We start from the raw sequence: 25,661 nt of genomic DNA on the forward strand, positions 1-25,661 counted from the left end.
TGATTTTTGGCACGCTGTTGAGTTCTCAAGGAACGGACGCTTCCTTTGTACTCACCCTCTCGGGCTTTCCTCCGGGCTTCGTTCTGTTCTGTTCTTGCGTTTCAGACTCTATCAGAGTCTGTCTCGCTCGTTTTCCGCTTTCCAGTTCTTCGCTTTCGCGTTTCCCTTTCCGGCGAGTTCGACTCTATCAGATCCTTTCGGGCCTGACTCCCAGTCAACGGGATTTGCCGTTCGGGCTGTTGGGCCCTTGCGACGAGTGAGACAGTAGCGGATTCCTTGCCGCCGAACCTAATCGGCGACTGCGTCCGTGGACGCGGATTCCTCATTCGCAAATACGCATGAAAACGGGACGACAAAGTAAGTCGTTCGTTCGAATGTGTAGTGCGGGATGGCTGTCCGGGGACCGACCGGGGTCGGTTGCTCACTTCGGACAACTCGAAGAACCTTACGGATCGGGCACAGGTGTGTCAACCCCCGGCTGACCCTCAGGCCGGCCCGCCCCGCGGATTCCGGAAACCTCACGCCCTCCTCATCCCTCAGGGTCTAGCCTCTCCCCATGACTACGCGTGCGCTCACGCTCGACCTTCGCTGGTGGGCCGCCTGACGGCGGCCGACCATCCACGCGAGCACGCACGCGCTCGACGGCCGCCGATCTCGGCGGCCGTTTCTGTTTCTCCCCTCCCGGGAGTGGCTCGGTCGCCCGACGCGGTGGCGTCGACGCCCACACCGACACGAGCAGGGAGCAAGGACATGACGAGGATCTTCAGCGGGGTCAAGCCGACGGGGCATCTGACGCTGGGGAACTACTTGGGGGCCGTACGGCAGTGGGTCGCCGCCGAGCAGGAGCCCGACGAGGCGCTGTTCTGCGTGGTCGATCTGCACGCGCTGACCGTCGAGCACGATCCGGCCCGGGTGCGCCGGCTCAGTCGGCAGGCGGCGACGCTGTTGCTCGCCGCCGGGCTGACTCCCGAAAAGTGCACGCTGTTCGTGCAGAGCCACGTGGACGAGCACGCCCGGCTCTCGTACCTGCTGGAGTGCACGGCTTCGGACGGGGAGCTGCGCCGGATGGTGCAGTACAAGGAGAAGGCGGCGAAGGCCCAGGCCTCGGGGGACGGCGTACGGCTGTCGCTGCTCACCTATCCCGTACTGATGGCCGCCGACATCCTGGCGTACCGGACCGGTGAGGTGCCGGTCGGGGAGGACCAGCGGCAGCACGTCGAGCTGACCCGGGATCTGGCGGTGCGGTTCAACCAGCGGTACGGGTACACCTTCACCGTGCCCAGGGCCACGCATCCGGTGGTGGCGGCGCGGGTCATGGACCTGCAGGACCCGCGGTCGAAGATGGGGAAGTCGGGGGACGCGGGGCCCGGGGTGGTGTTCATCCTCGACGAGCCCGAGGCGGTGCGGAAGAAGGTGATGCGGGCCGTCACCGACAGCGGGGGCGGCGCCGATGACGGGGTCGTCTACGACCCGGCAGCGCGTCCCGGGGTCGCGAACCTGCTGGACATCCTCGCGGCCTGCACCGGGGGTGATCCGGCCGCGCTCGCCGACGGGTACACCGGGTACGGGGCGCTCAAGCGGGACGTGGCCGACGCCGTGGTGGAGCTGCTGCGGCCGGTCCGCGTCCGGCACGCGGAGCTGGCGGCCGACCCCGGGACCGTGGAGGCGGTGCTGCGCGCGGGTGCCGGGCGGGCCCGGGCGATCGCGCGGCCCGTGGTCGACTCGGCGTACCGGGCCATCGGGCTGCTGGAGCCCTGAGGAGAGGTGAGGGGCGGGCCGTCGTTACGGGGCTGCGCGCGCAGCCCCGTAACGGCCGGCGGGTGTCAGCTGTTGCCGGAGGCGAGTTCGCGGCTGCGGTCGCGGGCCGCTTCGAGGGCGGCGATCAGGGCCGCTCGTACGCCGTGCTTCTCCAGCTCCACGATCGCGTTGATGGTGGTGCCGGCGGGGGAGGTCACGGCTTCGCGGAGCTTGACCGGGTGTTCGCCGCTGTCGCGGAGCATGACGGCGGCGCCGACGGCGGCCTGGACGATGAGGTCGTGTGCCTGGGCGCGGGGCAGTCCGAGGAGGATGCCGGCGTCGGTCATGGCCTCGACGAGGTAGTAGAAGTAGGCGGGGCCGGAGCCGGAGAGGGCGGTGGCCGCGTCCTGCTGGGATTCCGGGACGCGCAGGGTCTTGCCGACACCGCCGAAGATCTCCTCCGTGTGCGCGAGGTGCGCGGCGGTGGCGTGGCTGCCTGCCGAGATGACGGACATGGCCTCGTCGACGAGGGCGGGGGTGTTCGTCATGACGCGGACGACGGGGGTGCCCTGGGCGAGGCGCTCCTCGAAGAAGGAGGTCGGGATGCCGGCCGCGCCGCTGATGACCAGTCGGTCCGCCGGGAGGTGCGGGGCGAGCTCCTCGAGGAGCTTGCCCATGTCCTGCGGCTTCACGGTGAGGATCAGGGTGTCGGCGCGCTTGGCGGCTTCGGCGTTGGTGACGGCCTCGACGCCGTAGCGGGTGCGCAGCTCCTCGGCGCGCTCCGGGCGGCGGGCGGTGACGAGGAGCTTGGAGGCGGGCCGGCCGCCGCGGATCATCCCGCTGAGCAGGGCCTCGCCGATCTTGCCGGTACCGAGGACTGCGACTGTCTGGGTCATGCCCGATTCACCTCGCCGAACTGTTCGTGCACGCATGCATGGTTTGCGTCCTCATCCTTGCACCCGGGCGGGGAGCGGCGGTGTCGTGTCCGGACTGCGGTCAGCCGGACTGCGGTCAGGGGGTCCGGCGGCGGAGGGTGGCGGCGCCGAGGGCGAGGACCAGGAGGGCGCATCCGGCGACGATGACGGCGTCGCGGACGAAGTCGGCGGTCATGTCGGTGTGGGCGAGGACCTGGCTCATGCCGTCGACGGCGTAGGACATGGGCAGGGCGTTCGAGATCGCTTCCAGGACGGGCTGCATGGTGTTGCGGGCGGCGAAGAGGCCGCACAGCAGGAGCTGGGGGAAGATCACGGCCGGCATGAACTGGACGGCCTGGAACTCGGACGCCGCGAAGGCGGAGACGAAGAGGCCGAGGGCCGTGCCGAGCAGGGCGTCGAGGAGCGCGACGAGCAGGAGCAGCCACGGGGAACCGATGACGTCGAGGCCGAGGGCCCAGAGGGCGACGCCGGTGGCGAGCAGGGACTGGACGACCGCCATGGCGCCGAAGGCGAGGGCGTAGCCGGCGATGAGGTCGCCCTTGCCGAGCGGCATGGCGAGGAGGCGTTCGAGGGTGCCGGAGGTGCGCTCCCGCAGGGTCGCGATGGAGGTGATCAGGAACATCGTGATGAGGGGGAAGATCCCGAGGAGGGACGCGCCGATGCCGTTGAACGTCCGCGGGCTGCCGTCGAAGACGTAGCGGAGCAGGACCAGCATCAGTACGGGGACCAGCAGCATCAGCGCGATGGAGCGCGGGTCGTGCCGGAGCTGGCGCAGGACGCGGGCGGCCGTGGCGAGGGTGCGGGCGGTGCTCATCGGGTGCTCCCGTGGGGGGCGGTGGCGGAGGCCGGGGCGGTGGCGGCCTTGGCCTCGGCGTTGGCGGCGTCGACGAGGTGGAGGAAGGCCTCTTCGACGGTGTCGGTGCGGGTACGGGCGAGCAGGGCGTCGGGGGTGTCCTGCGCGAGGATGCGGCCTTCGCGCATCAGGAGGAGATCGTGACAGCGCTCGGCTTCGTCCATGACGTGGGAGGAGACGAGGAGGGTGGCGCCGCGGGTGGTGGTGATCTCGTGGAAGAGGTTCCACAGGTCGCGGCGCAGGACCGGGTCGAGGCCGACGGTCGGCTCGTCGAGGACGAGGAGCTCGGGGCTGCCCAGGAGCGCGACCGCGAGGGAGACCCGGCTGCGCTGGCCGCCGGAGAGGTTTCCGGCGAGGGCGGTGGTGTGGGTGGTGAGGTCCACATCGGCGATGGCCCGGGTGACGGTCTCGCGGCGGCGCTCGGCGGCGACGCGGCCGGGGTCGAGGATCGCCGCGAAGTAGTCGAGGTTCTGCCGGACGGTGAGGTCGTCGTAGACGGAGGGCGCCTGCGTGACGTAGCCGATGCGGGAGCGGAGTCCGGGGTGGCCGGCGGGGTGGCCGAGGACGTCGAGGGTGCCGGTGACGTGGGCCTGAGTGCCGACGACGGCGCGCATCAGGGTGGACTTTCCGCAGCCGGAGGGGCCGAGGAGGCCGGTGATGCGGCCGCGCGGGACGTCGAAGGAGAGGGCGTCGAGGACGGTGCGGGGGCTGCGGCCGGTGCCGCGGCGGACGGTGAGGCCGTCGGCGTGGACGGCGGCGGCCGCTTGGTTATTCATCATGTGATGAATAATGCTCCCGGCTGTGCCGCGACGCAAGGCTCACGGGGCAAGGAGGCCGGGGCTGGTAGCCCGCGGGGCCGGAGGCCGGGGGCCGGGTTACTTCTTGCGCTTGGGGCGGCGCGCGGCCGGGTTGCCGGTGCGGGAACCGCGCCTGCGGATGAATTCGGCCGAGGCGCGCTCGTACTCGGTGCGGCGCAGCGTCTCGCCGGGGGCCTCGACGAAGCAGCGCAGGAAGTAGGCGATGAGGCTGCCGATGAAACCGATCGCCTTCAGCCCCTTGAGGGCGGTCTCGTCGGAGGACGGGGCCGGCCGGCGGCTGAAGGACTCCCAGGTCTTGACGAAGGCGATGGAGCTGGCGATCGCGAAGAGGACGACGACCGAGATGCTGAGGAAGGCGCCGACGTTGCCGATCTCCAGGCCCTCGTAGGAGAACCGGAGCAGGAAGGCGCTGAGGACGGCGAGGACCAGCGCGCCGGCGGCCGCGCCGACACGGCGTGCGCCGTAGCCGCCGTCGTGGTTCACCCAGGTGGTGCCGAAGAACCGGATCGGCTCGGGCTCGGGGCCGGTGGGCACCGCGGGGGCCGGCTCGGCGGGGGTCTGGTCTCGCTGGTCGTCGCTCACACCAGCGATTATCCCCCGCCGGGCGGGCGGGACCCGGGCTGTCTCACGGGTCGGGCCGGGTGGCGGACCCGAGGATGGGCCGGATGGACCTCAGGCGCAGCGGGTGGCGACGTAGCCGTCGCTGCCCGTCTTCACATAGGTGTCGGCGACGAACTCGCCGTTGCCGATGCAGTCCCAGATGTTCGAGGTGCCGTACGGGCCCGAGACGTTCGTTCCCTCGCACTGGCAGTGGATCGATACGTACGCGCCGAGCGGCAGGACCCGGACGATCCCGTAATTGGTGCCGGGGCCCCTGCGGACGTTCACGCGGTAGCCGGGCGCGACCGGGAACGTCGGGAATCCCGACCCCGAGGTCAGGCTCTCGACTTGGCTTGAATCGCTCTCAACGGACATCGGAAGCTCCCCCTTGGATGGCGCCCTGCGGAACTCGCGCAGGGTAGCAGGACCTTGGAGATTCGCACGGACCATCGACTAGGCTCCGGCGGGGGTGGTGAGCGGTGCGTTCAGCGCGGACGGACTACGCGGGTTTTCCGGAGTACGCCGGGCAGTACCGGCTTGAGTCCGTGCTCGGTTCGGGCGGCATGGGCGTCGTCCACCTGGCCACCTCCGAGTCGGGGCTGAAACTCGCCGTCAAGATCGTGCATCCGCAGCACGCCGTGGACCCGGAGTTCCGGGCCCGGTTCCGGCAGGAGGTCGCGGCCGCCCGCCGGGTGAGCGGAGCGTTCACCGCGCCCGTCGTCGACGCGGATCCCGATGCCGAGCGGCCCTGGATGGCGACGCTGTTCATCGACGCCCCCACGCTCTCCGAGCGGGTACGGGACCAGGTGCTGGAGGCCCGGGAGCTGGCGCGGCTCGCCGCCGGACTGGCGGAGGCCCTGCGGGACATCCACCGGGCGGGGGTCGTGCACCGGGATCTGAAGCCCAGCAACGTGCTGATGGCCTCGGACGGGGTCCGGGTCATCGACTTCGGCATCTCGCGGCCGGCCGACAGCGATCTGCGGACCGAGACCGGGAAGCTCATCGGGACCCCGCCGTTCATGGCGCCCGAGCAGTTCCAGCGGCCGCGCGAGGTCGGCACCGCGGCCGACGTGTTCGCCCTGGGTGCGGTGCTCGTGTACGCGGCGACCGGGCGGGGTCCCTTCGACTCGGACAGCCATTACCTCGTGGCGTACCAGGTGGTGCACAGCGAGCCCGACCTGACCGGTCTGCCGGAGCGGCTCGTCCCGCTGGTCGCGCAGTGCCTGGCCAAGGATCCTGCGGAGCGGCCGAGCGCGGACGCGCTGATCGTGGCGCTGCGGGCGGTGGCGTACCCGACGGATCTGGACACGCAGGCCTTCATCCCGCGGCCGAGGCAGCCGGTGCCCGACGAGGAGGCCACGCACCGGCGGGAACGGATCGCCACCCCTGACGAGTCCGCCCCCGACCCGTCCGCCCCGGGCCACGGACGGCGGACCCGGGTGGCCGTCGCGGCGGCGGTCGGGCTGCTCCTGGCGGGTGGCGCGGCGGGCGGCCTTCTGTGGTCCGCTGCCGGCGACGAGCCTCCGAAACCGGCTGCCGCCACGGGGGCACCCGCACCGCAGCGGGTCCTGCCGTGGTCGGTGCCGCTGGGCGCGTACGCCGCGGCATGCTCCTGGCAGGCTTCGGCCCTGTACTGCTCGGGGCCCGGGTCGGCCGCGATGCGGCTCAGCCCCGTCGACGGGTCGGCGGTGTGGTCCGTACGGGCGGCCGTGGCGGACTCCCGGCCCGCGGCCGACGGCGCGCCGCTCCACGGGGGTGGGCTGGTCCTCGCGGTGGCACCGGGAAGCGGCAGCGAACTGCTGCGGGCACTGGATCCCGCGACGGGCGCGGAGCGCTGGAAGCGGACCCTGCCCATGGGCGCTCTCGCCCTGTCCGTAGGCGGCCATGTGCTGATCACGGCGGCGGACGGAACCGTCACCTCGCTGGATGCCGCGACCGGCGCCCCTCGGTGGACGAAGAAGATCGGCAGGGTCGGTTCCGTGTGGTGGAGCGGCCGGGCGGAGTCGGCGGAGCCGGCCACGCTGTACGTGTCGACGCCCGACGAGAACGGCAGGGCGACGCAGCTCTCGGCCGTGGACCCGGCGAACGGGGCGCACCGCTGGCAGATCCGCTCCGCGGGGCTGCTCCGTCCCGTGGGGACCGCGGGCGGCGGGATGTACCTGCTGGACAGCGACGTACGGACCAGGACGGACGCGGTCGTACGGGTGGACCTGGCCACGCATGCCGTACGGCGCGTGCGGCTGACCTCGCCGCTGTACGAGGCACAGGCGACGGTGGGGCCGGACGGGGTCGTGTACGCCTTCGGGGCCACGGGCGCGCTGGCGGCGATCGGCACGGCCCGGGAGGAATGGCGGCTGGAGACGGGCGTGACCCGGGCCTCCCGGCCGGTGTTCGCCGACGGCAAGGTCTACCTGAGCGCTTCGGACGGGCGGCTGCTCGCCGTCGACGCGGCCGCGGGACGGCTCCTGGGGCAGACCAAGCCCCGGATCCGCGCCGGGAAGGACACCTTCGCCGCGAGTCTGCCCGAGCCCGTCGTCGGGGACGGGCGGGTGTACGCCTCGGCTCCGGACGGGAGCGTCTTCGCGGTGGCGGCGGGGGATCCCGCCCGGTGGTGACACCAAGGTGGCCTCGCCCGCAGGGGCGGCGGGCCGGGGTGGAACGCGGACGGCCCCGCCCGAGGGTGTCGGACGGGGCCGGGGCCGGCGGGTGCGGGGTCAGCGCTCCAGGAGGCTGACGTCGCGGACCGCGCCCTTGTCGGCGCTGGTGGCCATCGCCGCGTAGGCGCGCAGGGCCGCGGAGACCTTGCGCTCGCGGTTCTTCGGGGCGTAGACGCCGCCCAGGGCCTCGTGGCGGGCGGCCAGCGTGGCTTCGTCCACCACGAGCTCGATCGAGCGGTTCGGGATGTCGATGCGGATCAGGTCGCCGTCCTCGACGACCGCGATGGTGCCGCCCGCGGCCGCCTCCGGGGAGGCGTGGCCGATGGAGAGGCCCGAGGTGCCGCCGGAGAAGCGGCCGTCCGTGACCAGGGCGCAGACCTTGCCGAGGCCGCGGCCCTTGAGGAAGGACGTCGGGTAGAGCATCTCCTGCATGCCGGGACCGCCGCGCGGGCCCTCGTAGCGGATGACGACCACGTCGCCGGCCTTGATCTCCTTGCGGAGGATCTTGTCGACGGCCTCGTCCTGCGATTCGCAGACCACGGCCGGGCCCTCGAAGGTCCAGATCGACTCGTCGACGCCGGCGGTCTTCACGACGCAGCCGTCGAGCGCGATGTTGCCGCGCAGGACGGCGAGGCCGCCGTCCTTGGAGTACGCGTGCTGGACCGAGCGGATGCAGCCGCCCTCGGCGTCGAGGTCGAGGGTGTCCCAGCGCTCGGACTGGGAGAAGGCGGAGGCGGAGCGCTGGCAGCCGGGGCCCGCGTGCCACAGCTCCATGACCTCGTCCGGGGCCGTGCCGGAGCGGGCGTCCCACTTCGCGAGCCACTCCTCCAGGTTGGCGGAGTGGACCGTGGTGACGTCCTTGTTCAGCAGGCCGCCGCGGTGCAGCTCGCCGAGCAGGGCGGGGATGCCGCCGGCCCGGTGGATGTCCTCCATGTAGTACGTGCCGCCGGGCGCCACGTTCGGCGCGACCTTGGCGAGGCACGGGACCCGGCGGGAGATCTCGTCGATGTCCGTGAGGTCGTACTTCAGACCGGCTTCCTGCGCGGCGGCGAGGAGGTGCAGGATCGTGTTGGTGGAGCCGCCCATGGCGATGTCGAGGGCCATGGCGTTCTCGAAGGCCTGGCGGGTCGCGATGTTGCGGGGCAGGACCGACTCGTCGTCCTGCTCGTAGTAGCGCTTGGTGATCTCGACGATCGTGCGGCCGGCGTCCTCGTACAGGGCGCGGCGGGCGGTGTGCGTCGCGAGGACCGAGCCGTTGCCGGGGAGGGCCAGGCCGATGGCCTCGGCGAGGCAGTTCATCGAGTTGGCGGTGAACATGCCCGAACAGCTGCCGCAGGTGGGACAGGCGTTCTCCTCGATGCGCAGCACGTCTTCGTCGGAGACGCTGTCGTTCGAGGCGTCGACCATGGCGTCGATCAGGTCGAGCTTGCGGACGGTGCCGTCGACGAGGGTGGCCTGACCGGCCTCCATCGGGCCGCCGGAGACGAAGACGACCGGGATGTTGAGGCGCATGGCGGCCATCAGCATGCCGGGGGTGATCTTGTCGCAGTTGGAGATGCAGATCAGCGCGTCGGCGCAGTGCGCCTCGACCATGTACTCGACCGAGTCCGCGATCAGGTCGCGGGAGGGCAGGGAGTACAGCATGCCGCCGTGGCCCATGGCGATGCCGTCGTCGACCGCGATGGTGTTGAACTCGCGGGGGACGGCGCCGGCGGCCAGGATCGCGTCGGAGACGATGCGGCCGACCGGGGCCAGGTGGGTGTGGCCCGGGACGAACTCGGTGAAGGAGTTGGCGACCGCGATGATCGGCTTCCCGATGTCCGCGCTCGCTACGCCCGAGGCGCGCATCAGGGCACGTGCGCCTGCCATGTTGCGGCCGTGGGTGACGGTGCGGGACCTCAGCTCGGGCATCGGGTTCTCTCCCCATGTGTGCGGTGACGCGAGCGCCTGCCGCGACTGTGGATATGGCTCGGTTACGAGGCTACGCCCCCTGCCCGGGATCCGGACAGGCCGTCCGGATCCCGGGACGGGCGGCTCAGCAATTGGGCACGGTCCGGAGCCTACGGGGCTGCGCGCGCGGATGTTTCCATCCTCGGTGCCGTCATTCCTCGGTCATTCCTCGGTGAGGTAGCGCTGGAGGGTGGGGGCCACCAGGTCGATGATGGTCTCCGGGTCCGCCGATGCGAGGGGCTCGACCTGGACGACGTAGCGCAGGATCGCGATGCCGACCATGTGGGAGGCGGCGAGCTCGGCGCGGAAGGTCGGGTCGGGGACGTTGAGGTCGGCCGCGATCCGCTCCAGCAGGCGGTGCAGGATCAGCCGGCGGAGCACCTTCGCGGCGGCCTCGTGGGTGAGCGCCGAGCGGATCACGGCGAGCAGCGGGGTCCGGGTGACCGGGTTCTCCCAGACGCCGAGGAAATAGCGGGCCAGGCGTTCGCCGATGCCGTCGGGGCCCGCACCGATGATCTTGGGGAGGACGAGGGCGGGCTCCATGCTGAGCTCGATCGCGGCGGCGAAGAGGTCGTCCTTGCTGCCGAAGTAGTGGTGCACCAGGGCCGGATCCACCCCGGCGGCCTTGGCGATCCCGCGGACCGAGGTCTTGTCGTAGCCACGCGCGGCGAACTCGGCGCGGGCCGCGAGGCGGATGCGCTCCTGGGTGCCGGGGCCGTCGTCGGCCTCGTCCTGGCGGGGGCGGCCGGGTCCGCGGCGGGGCTTCGCCGGGGCGGGCGCGGGTGCGGGCGCGGGTGCGGGTGCGGGCGCGGGTGCGGGGTCCGGGTTGAGCTCCGGCGCGGGTTCCGGCTTGGGTTCCGGTGCCGGGTCCGGAAGGGGCTCGGTCACGGGTGCCGGGTTCCCGATACCGGGCCGGGGGCCGTCGCGAGGTGGAGGCGGGTGAAGGCCAGGGCCTCGGCGAGGTCGGCCTCGCGCTCGGCGGAGGACATCGCGCGGCGGGTGTTGACCTCGATGACGACGTGCCCGTCGAAGGAGGTGGCGGCGAGCCGCTCCAGCAGTTCGGCGCAGGGCTGGGTGCCGCGGCCGGGGACGAGGTGCTCGTCCTTCGCGGAACCGTTTCCGTCGGCGAGGTGGATGTGGGCGAGGCGGTCGCCCATCCGGTCGATCATCGCGGTCGCGTCGGTGCGGGCGGTCGCGGTGTGCGAGAGGTCGACCGTGAAGTGACGGTAATCGTCCTTGGTGACGTCCCACTCGGGCGCGTAGGCGAGCATCTCGCGGTCGCGGTAGCGCCAGGGGTACATGTTCTCGACGGCGAAGCGGACGTCGGTCTCGTCCGCCATCCGCCAGATGCCCGTCACGAAGTCGCGGGAGTACTGGCGCTGCCAGCGGAACGGGGGATGCACGACGACCGTGCTCGCGCCGAGCTTCTCGGCTGCCGCCTGGGCGCGCTGGAGTTTGGTCCACGGGTCGGTGGACCACACGCGCTGCGTGATGAGGAGGCAGGGGGCGTGGATCGCCAGGATCGGGACCCGGTGGTGATCGGAGAGGCGGCGCAGGGCGTCGATGTCCTGGCTGACGGGGTCCGTCCAGACCATGACCTCGACGCCGTCGTAGCCGAGGCGCGCGGCGATCTCGAAGGCGGTCGCCGTCGACTCCGGGTAGACGGAGGCGGTGGAGAGGGCGACTTTCGCGGTCGGGATCCGGACTGGTTTTGCCACGGGGACAGGGTATCGGGGTCGTGGTGGGGGCGGGCCCGTCCTGGTGGACGGGGGCATGAGGACGGGCCGGGCCCCGGTGGTGGGCGGGGGCCGGCCCCCCGTACGGAGGCGCCGCACCCGGCGGCGGCCGACGGCCCCGTGCCTCACACCCCGACGGGGGTGGACCTTCCGAGGTGGTCCAGGCGGCGGAGGATGACGCCTTCCCGCAGGGCCCAGGGACAGACTTCCAGGGACTCCACGCCCAGCAGGTCCATCGCGCCCTCCGCCACCAGTGCTCCGGCGAGGAGTTGGTTGGAGCGGCCCTCCGAGACGCCGGGGAGGGCGGAGCGCTGGGCGGTGGTCATCGCCGCCAGTCTCGGGACCCACTCCTCCAGGGATTTGCGGGTCAGGTCCCGCTGGATGTAGAGGCCTTCCGCGGAGCGGGCCGCGCCCGCGATCCGGGCCAGCTGCTTGAAGGTCTTCGACGTGGCCACGACCCGGTCCGGCTGGCCGAAGCGGCTGAACTCGCCGACCGTGCGCGCGATCTGGGCCCGTACGTGGCGGCGCAGGGCCCGGACGTCCGCCGGGTCCGGCGGGTCGCCCGGGAGCCAGCCCGCCGTCAGTCGTCCGGCGCCCAGGGGGAGCGAGACGGCCGCGTCCGGGTCCTCGTCGATGCCGTACGCGATCTCGAGCGAGCCTCCGCCGATGTCGAGGAGCAGGAGCTTGCCCGCCGACCAGCCGAACCAGCGCCTCGCCGCGAGGAACGTCAGGCGGGCCTCGTCGTCGCCGCTGAGGACGGGGAGGTCCACGCCCGTCTCTGCCCTGACCCGGGCGAGGACCTCGTCGGCGTTCGTGGCCTCCCGTACCGCGCTCGTCGCGAAGGGGAGCACGTCCTCGCACCCCTTGTCCTCGGCGGCCTGCACCGCGTCCCCGATGACGGAAACCAGCCGCTCGACGCCCTCGGGGGTCACCGCGCCGTGTTCGTCGAGCAGCTCCGCCAGCCGCAGCTCCACCTTGTGCGAGTGCGCGGGCAGGGGGCGGGCACCGGGGTGCGCGTCCACCACCAGCAGATGGATCGTGTTCGAACCCACATCAAGGACACCGAGTCTCATGAGGGGAAACGCTACTGGTCCAAAGGCGTAGGGGTGGAGTAAGGGGCGCTTAGGCTGGGGTTTGTGCCAAATACGAAGAAGGCCAACAAGTCCAAGACCAAGGTCGGCAAGGCCGCCAAGGGTGCCAAGTCCGCCCGGGCGGACGAGAAGGGGCTCGATTTCCCGCGGGCCTGGGTGGAGTTCCCCGACCCCGCCGACGAGGAGCAGGTCTTCCGCTGCGACCTGACCTGGCTCACTTCCCGCTGGACCTGCATCTTCGGCAGCGGCTGCCAGGGCATTCAAGCGGGCCGCGCGGACGACGGCTGCTGCACGCTCGGCGCGCACTTCTCCGACGAGGACGACGAGAAGCGGGTCGCCGAGAACGTGGCGCGGCTGACGCCGGAGCTGTGGCAGTTCCACGACGTCGGCAGCGAGACCGGGTGGACGCAGCACGACGACGACGGGGAGAAGCAGACCCGTCGCTGGGACGGTGCCTGCATCTTCCTGAACCGGCCCGGTTTCCCTGCGGGGGCGGGCTGTTCCCTGCACATCCTGGCGGTGCGCGGCGGCCAGGAGCCGCTGGAGACCAAGCCGGACGTGTGCTGGCAGCTCCCCATCCGGCGGACCTACGACTGGATCGACCGGCCCGACGACACCCGCGTCCTGCAGGTGTCGATCGGCGAGTACGACCGGCGCGGCTGGGGGCCGGGCGGCCACGACCTGCACTGGTGGTGCACCTCGGCCACCTCCGCGCACGGCGCCGGCAAGCCGGTGTACGAGTCGTACCGCGCCGAGCTGACGGAGCTGATGGGCAAGGAGGGGTACGACGAGCTCGTACGGCTCTGCGAGGCGCGGCTCTCCTCGCTGCTGCCGATGGCCCCGCACCCGGCCGACCCCACGCCCGCGCCGTAGGCCGCGGCGCTACGGGGCCGGCGCCGGGGTCGGCTCCGGCTCCGGTGTGCCTCCGTCCGAGGGGCTCGGCGTCGGGGTCGGAGTCGGAGTGGGGGTGGGCGTCGGCGTGGGGGTCGGCGTCGGAGTCGGGGTGGGTGTCGGAGTCGGGGTCGGGGTCGGTGTGGGCTCCGGGGCGGGCGGGGTGGGTGCCGGGCGGCCCCGGCCCCGGATGGAGATCACCGCGCCGCCCGGGTCCACCCCGACCCGGGCGCTCCAGGCCCCCACGGGCTGGGCTCCGGAGTCCACGGTGATCCGTAGGGTGACCGATTCTCCTGGTGCCAGCCGGCCCGAGGTCGTACTGGCGCGGAGCCACGGGGCGTCGGACCACAGCCGCCAGTCGACCGGTGCGCCGCCCGAAGCGGTGAGGGTGAGCAGGGTGGTCGTTCCGTGGGTGGAGGCGGCCGCGGTGAGCCGGCCCGGGGCGCCCGGGGTGGAGCTCGGTGGCGCGCCGCTGCTGATGACCTCGACGGAGACGTCGGGGGCGGCTCCGGACGGGGCGAAGCCGGGGCCGTCGGTGGTGACGGCGGCGTTGCCCGCGTTCTCGTAGGCCGTCAGCGGGCGGCCGTCGGTACGGGCCTGCGGGAGCTCCGCCTCGCTCGCCGAGATGCGCGTGGAGCCGTTGCCCACCGGTTCCCCGGTGCTCGGGGCTCCCCGGTAGGCAGCCCACAGCGCCAGCACCGGGGCCGCGACGACGGTGGCGACGACCGTGGTGGTCACGGCGCGGGTGCGCAGCCGCTCGCGGCGGGCGGCCCGGTCCTTGGGGTCCATCGGGAAGCCGGTCCGGTCGAAGCGCGGGCCGGTCCCGGCGCCCCGGCGGCCGCCGGAGCGGAGCATCGCGGCGTGCACGGCGGTGCGCGGGGCCGGGACCAGCGGGAGGGCCGCGGTGTTGATGCCGCCCGAGCCGGGCCAGGGGCCTCCTGCGCCGACGCGTTCGGCGACGCGGCGGCAGCGCGGGCAGTCGTCGACGTGGCGGACGAGCTCGGCGCGTAGGGAGGAGGAGAGGAGGAGGTTCCCGTCTCCCCCGCCCTCCCCGTCGTCCCCGGTGAGCCGGGACACGGTCGGGCAGTTGCCCGTCTCCACGACGGCGAGGGCGGCCCGGGTGCGCTCCACCTCGCAGGCGGCGCCGGAGAGCAGCTCGCGGGCGGCGGCCGGGGGCGTACCGAGGACGGCGGCGAGTTCGGGGACGCCGAGGCGGTGGCGGACGGCGAGTTCGAGTGCCTCCCGCTGCTCGGGGGTGGTTCCGGCGGCTTCCGGCCAGGCGAGGCGGGCGAGCTCGGTGCGGCGGTAGGCGTACACGTCGAGACCGGCGTGGCCTGCTGGGCCGGCGGGGCTGCCGTGGCCGGCGGGATCCACCGGACCCACAGGACCCACAGGACCCACCGCAGCGCCCGGCCGGCCGGCCGCCGCAGCGTTCGCTGCCGCGTTCGCGTCGGCGCTCGCCGTCGCGGAATCCGGCGCACGGCCGGCGACGGTGTGCTCCGGTGCACGCCGGGCGGAATGCGCTCCCCCGTACCCGTAGCGCGTACGCCGCCGCTCGGCCAGCCTGCGCAGGCAGGCCCAGCGCGCGAGGGCGTACAGCCAGGCCCGCCGGTCCCCCTCGTCGGGGCAGCGGCCGGGATGGCGGTCGGCGACGGCGAGGACGTCGCCGAGCACGTCGGTGGCGGTGTCGTGGTCGCACAGGACCGAGAGGCAGTACGTGAACAGCCCGTCCAGGTAGGGCTCGTACCGGAACGGTGGCGGCTGCTCCACCCTGGTCGCCTCGGGGGGCGTGCGCCCGTGCGCCCGGTGTGCGCCGGTGCGCGGAGCGGGGTGTCCCTGGTTGCTGCTGGTCACTTGGCGACCGTAGGCGGCGCGCCGGTGGCGCTCCGGAAGCCTTCACCAGTTTTAGCCCTTACGGGTGAACAGATCGGCGTTGCGCTGACGGGGCCCCTGACGGTGCACGCCACGGCGTACACGCCGGGACGGACGGTGGACCGCGGCGGCACCGCGGCGGGACCGCCGCGAGACCACGGCGAGACCACTGCGGGACCGCCCCGGAGGCCGCCCTGAAAGGACTGTCGGTGGCGGCGGCTACCGTGGGCCGCATGGCTGCCCGTACATCTCGTTCATCCGCCAAGGACCGGCCGTCCTACCGTTGTACCGAGTGCGGGTACTCCACCGCCAAGTGGCTCGGCCGGTGCCCCGAGTGCCAGGCCTGGGGCACCGTCGAGGAGCTCGGCGGCGCCCCCGCCGTGCGGACCACCGCGGCCGGCCGGGTCACCACGGCCGCCGTGCCGATCGGACAGGTCGACGTGCGGACGGCGACCGCCCGCAGCACGGGCGTGAGCGAGCTGGACCGGGTGCTGGGCGGCGGGCTGGTCCCCGGCGCGGTCGTCCTGCTCGCGGGCGAGCCGGGCGTCGGCAAGTCCACGCTGCTGCTCGACGTCGCGGCGAAGGCCGCCTCCGACGAGCACCGCACGCTGTACGTCACGGGCGAGGAGTCGGCGAGCCAGGTGCGGCTGCGGGCCGACCGGATCAACGCGCTCAGCGAGCACCTCTACCTGGCCGCCGAGACCGACCTGTCCGCCGTGCTCGGACACCTCGACGCCGTGAAGCCCTCGCTGCTGATCATGGACTCCGTGCAGACGGTCGCCTCCCCCGAGATCGACGGCGCGCCCGGCGGCATGGCTCAGGTCCGCGAGGTCGCCGGGGCGCTGATCCGGGCCTCCAAGGAGCGCGGCATGTCCACGCTGCTGGTCGGCCACGTCACCAAGGACGGGGCGATCGCCGGTCCCCGCCTGCTGGAGCACCTGGTCGACGTCGTACTGAGCTTCGAGGGCGACCGGCACGCGCGACTGCGCCTCGTGCGCGGGGTGAAGAACCGCTACGGCACCACGGACGAGGTCGGCTGCTTCGAGCTCACCGACGAGGGCATCAACGGACTCGCCGACCCGAGCGGGCTGTTCCTGACCCGCCGCGCCGAGGCCGTCCCCGGCACCTGCCTGACGGTGACCCTCGAGGGCAAGCGCCCGCTGGTCGCCGAGGTGCAGGCGCTCACGGTGGACTCGCAGATCCCCTCGCCCCGACGGACCACCTCCGGGCTGGAGACCTCGCGCGTCTCGATGATGCTGGCGGTGCTGGAGCAGCGCGGGCGGATCACGGCGCTCGGCAAGCGGGACATCTACACCGCCACCGTGGGCGGGGTGAAGCTCACCGAGCCGGCCGCCGACCTGGCCGTCGCGCTGGCCCTGGCCTCGGCCGCGAGCGACGTACCGCTCCCGAAGAACCTGGTCGCCATCGGGGAGGTCGGGCTCGCGGGCGAGGTCCGGCGCGTGACGGGAGTGCAGCGGCGGCTCGCGGAGGCGTTCCGGCTGGGCTTCACGCACGCGCTGGTGCCGGTGGACCCGGGGAAGGTGCCGGCGGGCATGAAGGTGACCGAGGTCGCCGACATGGGCGACGCCCTGCGGGTCCTGCCGCGCGGGCGGTCGCGTACACCGGCGAAGGAGCGCCCCACCGAGTAGCACTGGCCGGAGAACAGCAGGTCAGCGGACCCGGAAGGGGTGCTCTGCGGCCCTGCCGGGCCAAGGCACGACGGGCGCCGGGGCCGCGCCGGTAGACTTCGGGATGGTCCGCCCGGCCGTACGCAGGCGGTACATCCCGCGACCGGAGGAGTGCAGTGGCAGCCAAGGACGGGGCAGCAGCATCCGGAAAGTCGGGCGCGAGCTCCAAGCAGGAGGCCATGATGCGCGCCTCGCTGAGCGCGGTCGCACCTGGTCAGCCCCTGCGTGACGGGCTCGAACGGATCGTTCGCGGCAACACCGGAGGGCTCATCGTCCTCGGTATGGACAAGTCGGTCGAGGCCATGTGCACGGGCGGTTTCGTCCTCGACGTGGAGTTCACCGCGACCCGGCTGCGTGAGCTGTGCAAGCTCGACGGCGCGCTGATCCTGGACAAGGACATCACCAAGATCCTGCGGGCGGGCGTCCAGCTGGTGCCCGACGCGTCGATCCACACGGAGGAGACGGGTACCCGGCACCGGACCGCGGACCGGGTCTCCAAGCAGTGCGGTTTCCCGGTGGTGTCGGTCTCGCAGTCGATGCGGCTGATCGCGCTGTACGTGGACGGCGAGCGGCGCGTGCTGGAGGAGTCCGGGGCGATCCTGTCGCGGGCGAACCAGGCGCTGGCCACGCTGGAGCGGTACAAGCTCCGCCTGGACGAGGTCGCCGGGACGCTGTCCGCGCTGGAGATCGAGGACCTGGTGACGGTCCGCGATGTCACGGCGGTGGCGCAGCGGCTGGAGATGGTGCGGCGCATCGCGACGGAGATCGCGGAGTACGTGGTGGAGCTCGGCACGGACGGCCGGCTGCTCTCGCTCCAGCTCGACGAGCTGACGGTCGGGATCGAGCAGGAGCGGGAGCTCGTCATCCGGGACTACGTGCCGGAGCCGACGGCGAAGCGTTCCCGCACGGTCGAGGAGGCGCTGCCGGCGCTGGACGCGCTGACGCATCCGGAGCTGCTGGAGCTGGCGATCGTGGCGAAGGCCCTCGGGTACACGGGCTCGCCGGAAACCCTGGACTCCGCGGTGTCCCCGCGCGGGTACCGGCTGCTGGCGAAGGTGCCGCGGCTGCCGGGGGCGATCATCGAGCGGCTGGTCGAGCACTTCGGCGGGCTGCAGAAGCTCTTGGCCGCCTCGGTGGACGACCTGCAGACGGTCGACGGGGTCGGCGAGGCGCGGGCGCGCAGCGTGCGCGAAGGCCTCTCGCGGCTGGCGGAGTCCTCCATCCTGGAGCGGTACGTCTAGGCTCCGGCCCTGCTCCGGGGGGTGCGGTCGCGCGCCGCTGCCGGGGGCGGAGCCCCCGGCGACGGGCCCGCGCCCCCGTTACTCCGGCTTCAGGACGAACGAGGTGCGAGCCACCGGCATCCCGGGGGACTTGACCTCGACCACGTAGGTGTCCGCCGCCGCCGCACCCGCCGGAGGCGACTGGCACTGGGTGGCCTCGCTGAAGTGGCGGTCCCACTCCAGGTCTTGCTTGGTCTCGCCCTGCGAGGGCACCCGGTAGAAGACGTTGCCCGCACCCGCCGGGCAGTCCGCCGAGGACCAGACCGACTTGGCGTTGCCCGCCTGAGTGATCGTCAGTACCGCCTGCTTCGGGCCGAGGTCGACCTTGCAGGTGGTGCCCGAGATGTTGCGCGCGATGAGCTCGAGGCGCGGCTTCTCGCCCGCCTCGTACTCGTTCTTCACGCTCTTGACCTCCCACTGCAGCGCACTGGGCGCGCACGTGGGCACCGGGGAGTCCGCCGGGACGACCTGGCCCGCGCCGGAGCCGCCGGAGCCGTTCGCCCCGCCCTGGTCCGAGGTGCCGGGCTCGGCGCCCGGTTCGCCGTTCTTGCCCGTGCCGGGGCTCGCGCCCGGGTCGGAGCCCGTGCCGGTGCCGGAGCTCGCGCCGCCGGAGCCGCCCGAGCCCGACTCGCCGCGCCCGCCGGGGGCCTGACTGATCGCCGGACCGGAACCCGAGGGCCCGGGGGTGATTTGGGTGACGGGACCGGAGCCGCCCTGGCCCTTGCCGTTGGTACTCGACTTGCCCGCACCGGAACTGACGGTCCATACGGCGAGCATCGCGAGGAGCGCGGCAACGGACGCCAGCACAGCCCTCCGTCGCCAGTAGATGGAGGAGGGGAGCGGCCCGACCGGATTGCGCAGAGATCCCACGGACGGAACCTTACGAGAGTTCCCGGCGCGATCAGTGCCCCACATGCCGCACACTCGGCTTGTTTTGCCGATGATCATCCTGCGGGGTGATCGGGGGCGCCGGAAATCGGCCTGGAGACTGATGAGGACGTTATTCCGGTTTCGGTACCTTCGGTCACCATGGACAGCTCCGGCCTCTACCTCGACGTGACCGATTTCGCCCACTCGACCCCCGCCTGGGTGCAATCGGCATTCGAGTTCTGGACCGAGTACGGGCTGCTCGTCTTCGGCGCCCTCTTTATAGCCGTGTGGTGGCGATCACGCGGCGCCCGCGACCCCCGCACGGTGGCGCTCGCGGTGCTCGCCCCCTTCGTCACCGCCCTGGCCTACGTCGCCTCCGAGCTGGTGAAGTCCAGCGTCGACGAGGAGCGCCCCTGCCGGGCCGTGGCCGGGGCGGCGGCCTCCCTGGTCAAGTGCCCGGCCACCGGCGACTGGTCCTTCCCCAGCAACCACGCCACCATCGCGGGCGCCGCGGCCGTGGCGCTGGCGCTCGCCGTCCGCGCACTCGTGCTGCTGACCGTTCCGCTGGCCCTGCTGATGGCCTTCTCCCGCGTCTTCGTCGGCGTCCACTACCCGCACGACGTGGCCATGGGCCTGCTGCTGGGCGCGAGCCTCGCCGCGCTCGCCGGCCTCGCGCTCGCCGGCCCGGCGACCAGGGTCGTCGCCGCCGTACGGACGAACGGCGGCCGCACCGCCGTCCTGATCACCGGCGCCGACCCCGCCCGCTGACACCCTCCCCGGCCGGGTGCCGGGGATCGACACGACACCCCGCGGGCCCGAAACGTGCCAGGATGCCGTCTGCCATGACTGCAACCATTCCCACCACCGCGCTGCACGCCCCCGTCATCGCGTGGTTCGAAGCACACGCCCGCGACCTGCCCTGGCGCCGCCCCGAGGCCGGCCCCTGGGGGGTGATGGTCAGCGAGTTCATGCTCCAGCAGACCCCCGTCAACCGGGTCCTGCCGGTCTACGAGCAGTGGCTCGCCCGCTGGCCCCGTCCCGCCGACCTCGCCGCCGACGCCCCGGGTGAGGCCGTCCGCGCCTGGGGCCGCCTCGGCTATCCGCGCCGGGCCCTGCGCCTGCACGGCGCGGCCGTCGCCATAACGGAGCGGCACGGGGGCGACGTACCGCGCGAGCACGCACAGCTGCTGGCCCTGCCCGGGATCGGCGAGTACACGGCGGCCGCCGTGGCCTCCTTCGCGTACGGGCAGCGGCACGCGGTCCTCGACACCAATGTGCGCCGGGTCTTCGCGCGCACCGCGACGGGGGTCGAGTACCCGCCGAACGCCACGACCGCGGCCGAGCGCCGCCTGGCCCGGGCCCTGCTGCCCGAGGACGACGACACCGCGGCCCGCTGGGCCGCGGCCTCCATGGAGCTCGGGGCGCTGGTCTGCACGGCCAAGAGCCCGGACTGCGGGAGCTGTCCGGTGGCCGGGCTGTGCGCGTGGCGGCTGGCCGGGAAGCCCGCCCACGAGGGACCGCCGCGGCGCGGACAGACGTACGCCGGGACGGACCGGCAGGTGCGCGGCAAACTCCTCGCGGTGCTGCGCGAGGCGGTCGGCGCCGTGCCGCAGTCCCTCCTCGACACCGTCTGGGAGGAGCCCGTACAGCGGGCCCGCGCGCTCGACGGGCTGGTGTCGGACGGGCTCGTGGAGCCGCTGCCGGGCCTCATGTACCGGCTTCCGGCCGCCCCCGCGAAGCCCGCCGCCGATACCTCGCCCCCCACCCCCTGAGGCTGACTCAGGGATTCCGCTTGTCCGGAGAAACCGCAGCTCACGGGCGCTGTTACACAACCTATGGGTGTCCGTGCGCCCACCGAAGGCTGACCCGCACAGGGCCGTGACAACGCCTCCGTACCGTCGAATCCGCAAGGCAGCGGAAGAGCGGTTGGTCGGAACGGAGGCGGTCTGAGATGGCGCACGGCGAGGTACTCGAATTCGAAGAGTACGTACGCACCCGGCAGGACGCGCTGCTGCGCAGTGCCCGTCGCCTGGTTCCGGACCCGACCGACGCACAGGACCTCCTGCAGACCGCGCTCGTCCGCACCTACGGCCGCTGGGACGGAATCGCCGACAAGTCCCTTGCCGACGCCTACCTGCGCCGTGTCATGATCAACACCCGTACCGAATGGTGGCGGGCCCGCAAGCTCGACGAGGTTCCCACCGAGCAGCTCCCCGACGCCTCCGTCGAGGACGGTTCGGACCAGCGCGCCGACCGCGCCCTGCTCATGGACATCCTCAAGGTGCTCGCGCCCAAGCAGCGCAGTGTGGTGGTGCTGCGACACTGGGAGCAGATGAGCACCGAGGAGACGGCCGCGGCGCTCGGCATGTCGGCGGGAACCGTGAAGAGCACTCTGCACCGCGCACTGGCCCGCCTCCGGCAGGAACTGGAGAGCCGGGACCTGGACATGCGCGCGCTGGAGCGCGGTGACCACACCATCCGGTACGAGGGGCGTGAGCGGTGCGCGGCCTGATTGGCCCAAGACTGAGCGGCAAGAGCTCGGTGGTACTGATGTCGGCGGGGACGGTCGTCCTCGTCGGCACCGTGCTGTTCGCGGTCGGCTGCTCTTCGGGGGGTACGGGACTGCGGGACGGCGGCCCGGCCCGTACCGAGTCGGTCGCCAAGACCGCGGCCCCCTCCTCGGCGCCCTCCGAACACGACGCGGGCGACTCGACGCTCCTCACCCCCCAGGCCTCCGGCAAGCCGGCCGCCAAGGTCGACCCGATCGCCCTGCTCAAGGCCGACCCCAAGGTCGGCTCCGAGATCAAGCGCGACCTGAAGCCGTGCTCGGGCAACGAGTACCCGGTGGACGTCAGCTACGGGAAGATCACCGGCGGCCCGGAGGTCGACATCGTGGTCAACGTCCTGTCCTGCGCCGACGCGCTGGGCCGCGGGTCCTTCGTGTACCGCGCGGACGGGGGCTCGTACGAGAATGTGTTCTCGGACGAGCAGCCGCCCGTCTACGCCGAGATCGACCGGGGCGACCTGGTCGTCACCAAGCCGGTCTACGGGAAGAGCGACGCGCTCTCCTATCCCTCGGGCGAGGACCTGATCACGTACCGCTGGAACGGGGAGCGGTTCACCGAACAGGACCGGGTGCACACCGACTACAGCAGCGTGGTCGACGGCGGGACCGCTCCCGCCCCGGCCGTCAGCCCCAAGAACTGAGCAACCCGAAGAAGCGGGCAACGAGTACCGAGGCGAGGCGAGGCTCCCGATGGCCGAGACCCATGTGCTGTTCGTGGAGGACGACGACGTCATCCGTGAGGCCACGACCCTGGCGCTGGAACGCGACGGGTTCGTGGTCACGGCCATGCCCGACGGGCTGTCCGGTCTGGAGTCCTTCCGGGCGGACCGGCCCGACATCGCACTGCTCGACGTGATGGTGCCGGGGATGGACGGCGTGAGCCTGTGCCGCCGCATCCGCGACGAGTCCACCGTCCCCGTCATCATGCTGTCGGCGCGCGCCGACTCCATCGACGTGGTGCTGGGCCTGGAGGCGGGTGCCGACGACTACGTCACCAAGCCCTTCGACGGCTCGGTCCTCGTCGCCCGCATCCGCGCGGTGCTGCGCCGCTTCGGCCACGCCGGCGGCCCGCAGGGCGGCGGGTCCGAGGAGGACGCCTCCGCCGAGCGCGGGGTACTGCTCTTCGGCGACCTGGAGGTCGACACGGAGGGCATGGAGGTCCGCAAGGCGGGCGCCTCGGTGGCACTGACCCCCACCGAGATGCGGCTGCTGCTGGAGTTCTCCACCTCTCCCGGCACCGTGCTCTCGCGCGACCGGCTGCTGGAGCGGGTCTGGGACTACGACTGGGGCGGCGACACCCGCGTCGTGGACGTCCACGTCCAGCGGCTGCGCACCAAGATCGGCCAGGACCGGATCGAAACGGTCCGGGGATTCGGATACAAGCTCAAGGCCTGATGCCTTGAGGAGAACGAGCACGGGGGACGAGCGCGGGAATGAAATCTGAATGAAGCGGTTCACCCTGCGGACCGGGATCCGCTGGAAGATCACGCTCGCCATCGCGTCGGTGGGCGCCCTGACCGCCATCGCGCTGAGCCTGGTGGTGCACAGCGCTGCCCGCGTCTCGATGCTGGAGAGCGCGCGGGAGGTGCAGCTCGACCGCGTGCAGTTCATCTCCCGCAACGCCGAGGCCGGCCGCAAGCCCCCCATGGGCGCCAAGCTCAACGACCCGGACCTGCCCGGTGAGCTGCGCGAGAAGGCCCGGTCCGGACGGCGCGGCACCTACATCCAGGACAACCCGCGCGGGCTCCCCGAGGTGTGGGCGGCCGTACCGCTCGGCAACGGGCAGGTGCTGTCGCTGCACACGCAGTTCCGGGAGAGCGCCAACATGGTGCGCGACCTGGACCGGGCCCTGGTCATCGGCTCCCTGGCCGTGGTGGTCGGCGGGTCGGCGCTCGGCGTGCTGATCGGCGGCCAGATCTCGCGCCGGCTGCGCAAGGCCGCAGCCGCCGCTCAGCGCGTGGCGCACGGGGACCCCGAGGTACGGGTGCGGGACGCGGTCGGGGGCGTCGTACGCGACGAGACCGACGACCTCGCGCGGGCGGTCGACGCGATGGCGGACGCGCTCCAGCAGCGGCTGGAAGCGGAGCGGCGGGTGACCGCCGATATCGCGCACGAGCTGCGCACCCCGGTGACCGGCCTGCTCACGGCCGCGGAACTGCTGCCTCCGGGCCGGCCGACCGAGCTCGTGCGGGACCGCGCGCAGGCGCTGCGGGCGCTGGTCGAGGACGTGCTGGAGGTGGCCCGGCTGGACAGCGCGTCCGAGCGGGCGGAGCTCCAGGAGGTGGCGCTGGGCGAGTTCGTGCACCGCCGGGTCAGCTCGCTGATGCCGGAGGCGAGCGTTCGGATCGTCGCGGACGAGATCGTCAGCACCGACCCGCGCCGCCTGGAGCGGATCCTCGGCAACCTCCTCGCCAATGCCGCGCGGTACGGGAAGGCGCCGGTCCAGGTCGATGTCGAGGGCCGGGTCGTACGGGTCCGGGACCACGGGCCGGGCTTCCCCGAGGCCCTGCTGCGGGAGGGCCCGAGCCGGTTCCGGACCGGGTCCACGGACCGGGCCGGGGTGGGACACGGGCTGGGGCTGACCATCGCGGAGGGACAGGCGCGGGTGCTGGGCGCCCGGCTGACGTTCCGCAACGTGGCGGGCCCCGGCGGCTTCGTCCACGGCGGCTCGGCGGCGGGGGCGGTGGCGGTGCTGTGGCTGCCGGAGCACGCGCCGACGGCGACGGGGAGCTTCCCGGTCCTCCGCCGGGAGGGCTGAGAACGTACCGTCCGCGATCGGTTCGGTGTCGTATCGCGACCCTGTGCTGTTCGATTGCGGACGTCGATGTTTTAGCATCCGAACCATGACTGACGGTACGGATCGCCCGCACAGCCCCCAGCCCGAGCCCGCCCCGGAGAGCGGCGGCTACGGGTTCCCGCCGGGGATACCCGCGCCGGGCGGCTACGGGTTCCCGCCCGGCCGGCCCGAACAGCAGGACCAGCACGACCAGACCGCGCCCGGAGGCGGCTACGGCTACCCCCCGGGCGGCGGCTACGGCTACCCGCCGGCCGGCGGGTACGGCTACCCGCCGGGACCGGCCGTGTCCGGCAGCTTCGGCCCGCCGATGCCGTTCCCCGAGGAGGGCGGCCCGAACGGCCCCGGCCCGAACGGACCGGACCTGAACCTGCCGCCCGTGGCCTTCGGTGACCAGCCCGACTGGGAGGCGATGGCCGACCGGTCGGCCTCCGAGCGGCGCAAGAAGCGGCTGTTGACGGTGGTCGGAGCGGTGACCGTCCTCCTGCTGCTCGCCGGCGGCGGAACGTTCTACCTGCTGAAGGGCGGCAAGCCGGGCACGAAGGACGTGGCCGACAACGCCCCCTCGGCGTCCGCGTCCCCGTCCGGATCCGGGTCTCCCGACCCCGAAGCCGCTCCGCCGAAGGCCTACTCCCCCACCGTCGCGAGCGACGTCTCCCTGCTCAGGGACAGCGTCGGCAAGACCAGCATCCGCATGGGCCCCGAGGCCACGGTGCCCAAGGCGAAGACGCGCTACGAGCTCACCCTCAAGGGCAATCCCAACTCCTACGCCCAGGCCATCGAGCCGGGCGTGGACACCACCAAGAGCTTCACCCTCTCGGCCCGCGTCAACAACGCGTCCAATGCGAAGGGCGCGCACATCGTGATGAGTCAGGGCACCGGGGACTCGTTCGCCTTCGAGCTCGGCGCCGACGACGTGGGCGGCAAGCAGGCCTGGGTGTTCCGCGTGCGGACCAACGAGAAGGGCGACACGCCCACGGTGGTGACGGTCTCCTCCGCGGACAAGAGGACGGTCAAGACCTGGGCGGTGCTGACGGCCGTGCACGACGCCGAGAACAAGATGATCCGCTTCTACGTGGACGGCAAGAAGGCCGGCGAGGCCCCCGTCCCGGGGATCTGGCAGAACGGCGGACCCTTGCAGCTGGGCCGGGCCCGCCACCAGGACGCGTGGGCCGGCGCGTTCAAGGGTGCGATGAACCAGATCCGGATCTACGAATCACCCTTCTCCGACGACCAGGCCGCCGCCTACCGCAAGGGCGAGCTGGACGCCGGGGCACGTGCCACGGCGACTCACGCCTGGGTCATCGGCTGATCGCCTGATCG

Annotated in this window: 23 protein-coding genes; 12 read left to right on the top strand and 11 right to left on the bottom strand. The window is 72.6% G+C overall.

Going from position 1 to position 25,661, the window contains the following annotated elements; genetic code table 11:
- The first annotated feature begins 750 nt into the window (after positions 1–750).
- The gene (gene trpS, locus ACFYM0_RS23135; protein ID WP_388504286.1) at positions 751–1,758 is read left to right on the top strand and encodes a tryptophan--tRNA ligase; all 1,008 of its coding nucleotides are present in this window, start codon (positions 751–753) and stop codon (positions 1,756–1,758) included.
- 65 nt (positions 1,759–1,823) lie between these two features.
- Here trpS and proC read toward each other — a convergent pair whose 3' ends face one another.
- The 5 genes from proC to ACFYM0_RS23160 all read right to left on the bottom strand — a co-directional run bounded on the left by proC (position 1,824) and on the right by ACFYM0_RS23160 (position 5,318).
- Entirely contained in the window at positions 1,824–2,633 is an 810-nt protein-coding gene (proC, locus tag ACFYM0_RS23140) for a pyrroline-5-carboxylate reductase (RefSeq protein ID WP_327254323.1), read from the bottom strand.
- Between the two features lie 115 nt (positions 2,634–2,748).
- Positions 2,749–3,486: an ABC transporter permease gene (locus ACFYM0_RS23145; RefSeq protein WP_388504289.1), complete on the bottom strand. Its 738-nt coding sequence runs from the start codon at positions 3,484–3,486 to the stop codon at positions 2,749–2,751.
- Positions 3,483–4,304, bottom strand: a complete 822-nt coding sequence (locus tag ACFYM0_RS23150; protein WP_388504292.1) for an ABC transporter ATP-binding protein — start codon at positions 4,302–4,304, stop codon at positions 3,483–3,485. Before ACFYM0_RS23150 ends, ACFYM0_RS23145 begins: the two co-directional genes overlap by 4 nt.
- A gap of 96 nt (positions 4,305–4,400) precedes the next feature.
- Positions 4,401–4,934 carry a hypothetical protein gene (locus ACFYM0_RS23155; protein ID WP_388504888.1) on the bottom strand — a complete coding sequence of 178 codons (534 nt, stop codon included), beginning with the start codon at positions 4,932–4,934 and terminating at the stop codon, positions 4,401–4,403.
- Positions 4,935–5,015: 81 nt separating this feature from the next.
- Complete coding sequence (locus tag ACFYM0_RS23160) at positions 5,016–5,318, bottom strand: peptidase (RefSeq protein ID WP_388504294.1); 303 nt, start codon at positions 5,316–5,318, stop codon at positions 5,016–5,018.
- A gap of 104 nt (positions 5,319–5,422) precedes the next feature.
- On the opposite strand from ACFYM0_RS23160, the gene ACFYM0_RS23165 reads away from it, so the two are divergent.
- Positions 5,423–7,558 carry a serine/threonine-protein kinase gene (locus ACFYM0_RS23165; RefSeq protein ID WP_388504296.1) on the top strand — a complete coding sequence of 712 codons (2,136 nt, stop codon included), beginning with the start codon at positions 5,423–5,425 and terminating at the stop codon, positions 7,556–7,558.
- Between the two features lie 99 nt (positions 7,559–7,657).
- Here ACFYM0_RS23165 and ilvD read toward each other — a convergent pair whose 3' ends face one another.
- The 4 genes from ilvD to ACFYM0_RS23185 form a co-directional block, all read right to left on the bottom strand.
- Entirely contained in the window at positions 7,658–9,511 is a 1,854-nt protein-coding gene (ilvD, locus tag ACFYM0_RS23170) for a dihydroxy-acid dehydratase (protein ID WP_388504299.1), read from the bottom strand.
- A gap of 201 nt (positions 9,512–9,712) precedes the next feature.
- Positions 9,713–10,438, bottom strand: a complete 726-nt coding sequence (locus tag ACFYM0_RS23175) for a TetR family transcriptional regulator (RefSeq protein ID WP_388504301.1) — start codon at positions 10,436–10,438, stop codon at positions 9,713–9,715.
- Positions 10,435–11,268, bottom strand: coding sequence for a sugar phosphate isomerase/epimerase family protein (locus ACFYM0_RS23180; RefSeq protein ID WP_388504304.1), 834 nt, complete (start codon positions 11,266–11,268; stop codon positions 10,435–10,437). The genes ACFYM0_RS23175 and ACFYM0_RS23180 overlap by 4 nt, the downstream gene beginning before the upstream one ends.
- Positions 11,269–11,411: 143 nt before the next feature.
- A complete protein-coding gene (locus ACFYM0_RS23185) occupies positions 11,412–12,359 on the bottom strand; it encodes a Ppx/GppA family phosphatase (protein ID WP_388504307.1) in 948 nt (315 codons plus the stop codon).
- Between the two features lie 63 nt (positions 12,360–12,422).
- On the opposite strand from ACFYM0_RS23185, the gene ACFYM0_RS23190 reads away from it, so the two are divergent.
- Positions 12,423–13,250 (top strand): hypothetical protein, encoded by an 828-nt coding sequence (locus ACFYM0_RS23190; RefSeq protein WP_388504309.1) that lies wholly within the window; start codon positions 12,423–12,425, stop codon positions 13,248–13,250.
- 9 nt (positions 13,251–13,259) lie between these two features.
- Here the strand turns inward: ACFYM0_RS23190 and ACFYM0_RS23195 are convergent, their stop codons facing one another.
- Complete coding sequence (locus ACFYM0_RS23195; RefSeq protein WP_388504310.1) at positions 13,260–15,122, bottom strand: hypothetical protein; 1,863 nt, start codon at positions 15,120–15,122, stop codon at positions 13,260–13,262.
- A 251-nt stretch (positions 15,123–15,373) separates the two neighbouring features.
- Here ACFYM0_RS23195 and radA point away from each other — a divergent pair, with 251 nt between their 5' ends.
- Positions 15,374–16,789: a DNA repair protein RadA gene (radA, locus tag ACFYM0_RS23200; protein WP_388504313.1), complete on the top strand. Its 1,416-nt coding sequence runs from the start codon at positions 15,374–15,376 to the stop codon at positions 16,787–16,789.
- 155 nt (positions 16,790–16,944) lie between these two features.
- Positions 16,945–18,069 (top strand): DNA integrity scanning diadenylate cyclase DisA, encoded by a 1,125-nt coding sequence (gene disA, locus ACFYM0_RS23205; protein WP_274548915.1) that lies wholly within the window; start codon positions 16,945–16,947, stop codon positions 18,067–18,069.
- 78 nt (positions 18,070–18,147) lie between these two features.
- On the opposite strand, the gene ACFYM0_RS23210 is transcribed toward disA, so the two are convergent.
- Entirely contained in the window at positions 18,148–18,978 is an 831-nt protein-coding gene (locus ACFYM0_RS23210; RefSeq protein WP_388504317.1) for a hypothetical protein, read from the bottom strand.
- A gap of 159 nt (positions 18,979–19,137) precedes the next feature.
- Between ACFYM0_RS23210 and ACFYM0_RS23215 the strand changes: the two genes are divergently transcribed.
- The 7 genes from ACFYM0_RS23215 to ACFYM0_RS23245 all read left to right on the top strand — a co-directional run bounded on the left by ACFYM0_RS23215 (position 19,138) and on the right by ACFYM0_RS23245 (position 25,650).
- Positions 19,138–19,746, top strand: a complete 609-nt coding sequence (locus ACFYM0_RS23215) for a phosphatase PAP2 family protein (RefSeq protein ID WP_388504320.1) — start codon at positions 19,138–19,140, stop codon at positions 19,744–19,746.
- A 74-nt stretch (positions 19,747–19,820) separates the two neighbouring features.
- Entirely contained in the window at positions 19,821–20,750 is a 930-nt protein-coding gene (locus tag ACFYM0_RS23220; RefSeq protein WP_388504322.1) for an A/G-specific adenine glycosylase, read from the top strand.
- A gap of 179 nt (positions 20,751–20,929) precedes the next feature.
- Positions 20,930–21,490: a SigE family RNA polymerase sigma factor gene (locus ACFYM0_RS23225; RefSeq protein WP_053678383.1), complete on the top strand. Its 561-nt coding sequence runs from the start codon at positions 20,930–20,932 to the stop codon at positions 21,488–21,490.
- Between the two features lie 38 nt (positions 21,491–21,528).
- On the top strand, positions 21,529–22,185 hold the full coding sequence (locus tag ACFYM0_RS23230) for a hypothetical protein (RefSeq protein ID WP_388504890.1): 657 nt from the start codon (positions 21,529–21,531) through the stop codon (positions 22,183–22,185).
- A 49-nt stretch (positions 22,186–22,234) separates the two neighbouring features.
- Positions 22,235–22,939 carry a two-component system response regulator CseB gene (gene cseB, locus ACFYM0_RS23235; protein ID WP_388504325.1) on the top strand — a complete coding sequence of 235 codons (705 nt, stop codon included), beginning with the start codon at positions 22,235–22,237 and terminating at the stop codon, positions 22,937–22,939.
- Positions 22,940–22,988: 49 nt separating this feature from the next.
- Positions 22,989–24,302 (top strand): two-component system sensor histidine kinase CseC, encoded by a 1,314-nt coding sequence (gene cseC, locus ACFYM0_RS23240; protein WP_388504328.1) that lies wholly within the window; start codon positions 22,989–22,991, stop codon positions 24,300–24,302.
- 85 nt (positions 24,303–24,387) lie between these two features.
- On the top strand, positions 24,388–25,650 hold the full coding sequence (locus ACFYM0_RS23245; protein WP_388504332.1) for a LamG-like jellyroll fold domain-containing protein: 1,263 nt from the start codon (positions 24,388–24,390) through the stop codon (positions 25,648–25,650).
- Positions 25,651–25,661 lie beyond the last annotated feature (11 nt).

This window comes from Streptomyces sp. NPDC006487, assembly GCF_042870555.1.
Taxonomy (GTDB): domain Bacteria; phylum Actinomycetota; class Actinomycetes; order Streptomycetales; family Streptomycetaceae; genus Streptomyces.

What these genes read in the sequence shown, in the direction of transcription:
- trpS (WP_388504286.1), top strand. Translation starts at nt 751, where the DNA reads ATGACGAGGATCTTCAGCGGGGTCAAGCCGACGGGGCATCTGACGCTG.
- proC (WP_327254323.1), bottom strand. Translation starts at nt 2,633, where the DNA reads ATGACCCAGACAGTCGCAGTCCTCGGTACCGGCAAGATCGGCGAGGCC.
- ACFYM0_RS23145 (WP_388504289.1), bottom strand. Translation starts at nt 3,486, where the DNA reads ATGAGCACCGCCCGCACCCTCGCCACGGCCGCCCGCGTCCTGCGCCAG.
- ACFYM0_RS23150 (WP_388504292.1), bottom strand. Translation starts at nt 4,304, where the DNA reads ATGATGAATAACCAAGCGGCCGCCGCCGTCCACGCCGACGGCCTCACC.
- ACFYM0_RS23160 (WP_388504294.1), bottom strand. Translation starts at nt 5,318, where the DNA reads ATGTCCGTTGAGAGCGATTCAAGCCAAGTCGAGAGCCTGACCTCGGGG.
- ilvD (WP_388504299.1), bottom strand. Translation starts at nt 9,511, where the DNA reads ATGCCCGAGCTGAGGTCCCGCACCGTCACCCACGGCCGCAACATGGCA.
- ACFYM0_RS23185 (WP_388504307.1), bottom strand. Translation starts at nt 12,359, where the DNA reads ATGAGACTCGGTGTCCTTGATGTGGGTTCGAACACGATCCATCTGCTG.
- radA (WP_388504313.1), top strand. Translation starts at nt 15,374, where the DNA reads ATGGCTGCCCGTACATCTCGTTCATCCGCCAAGGACCGGCCGTCCTAC.
- ACFYM0_RS23215 (WP_388504320.1), top strand. Translation starts at nt 19,138, where the DNA reads ATGGACAGCTCCGGCCTCTACCTCGACGTGACCGATTTCGCCCACTCG.
- ACFYM0_RS23220 (WP_388504322.1), top strand. Translation starts at nt 19,821, where the DNA reads ATGACTGCAACCATTCCCACCACCGCGCTGCACGCCCCCGTCATCGCG.
- ACFYM0_RS23225 (WP_053678383.1), top strand. Translation starts at nt 20,930, where the DNA reads ATGGCGCACGGCGAGGTACTCGAATTCGAAGAGTACGTACGCACCCGG.
- ACFYM0_RS23230 (WP_388504890.1), top strand. Translation starts at nt 21,529, where the DNA reads ATGTCGGCGGGGACGGTCGTCCTCGTCGGCACCGTGCTGTTCGCGGTC.
- cseB (WP_388504325.1), top strand. Translation starts at nt 22,235, where the DNA reads ATGGCCGAGACCCATGTGCTGTTCGTGGAGGACGACGACGTCATCCGT.
- cseC (WP_388504328.1), top strand. Translation starts at nt 22,989, where the DNA reads ATGAAGCGGTTCACCCTGCGGACCGGGATCCGCTGGAAGATCACGCTC.
- ACFYM0_RS23245 (WP_388504332.1), top strand. Translation starts at nt 24,388, where the DNA reads ATGACTGACGGTACGGATCGCCCGCACAGCCCCCAGCCCGAGCCCGCC.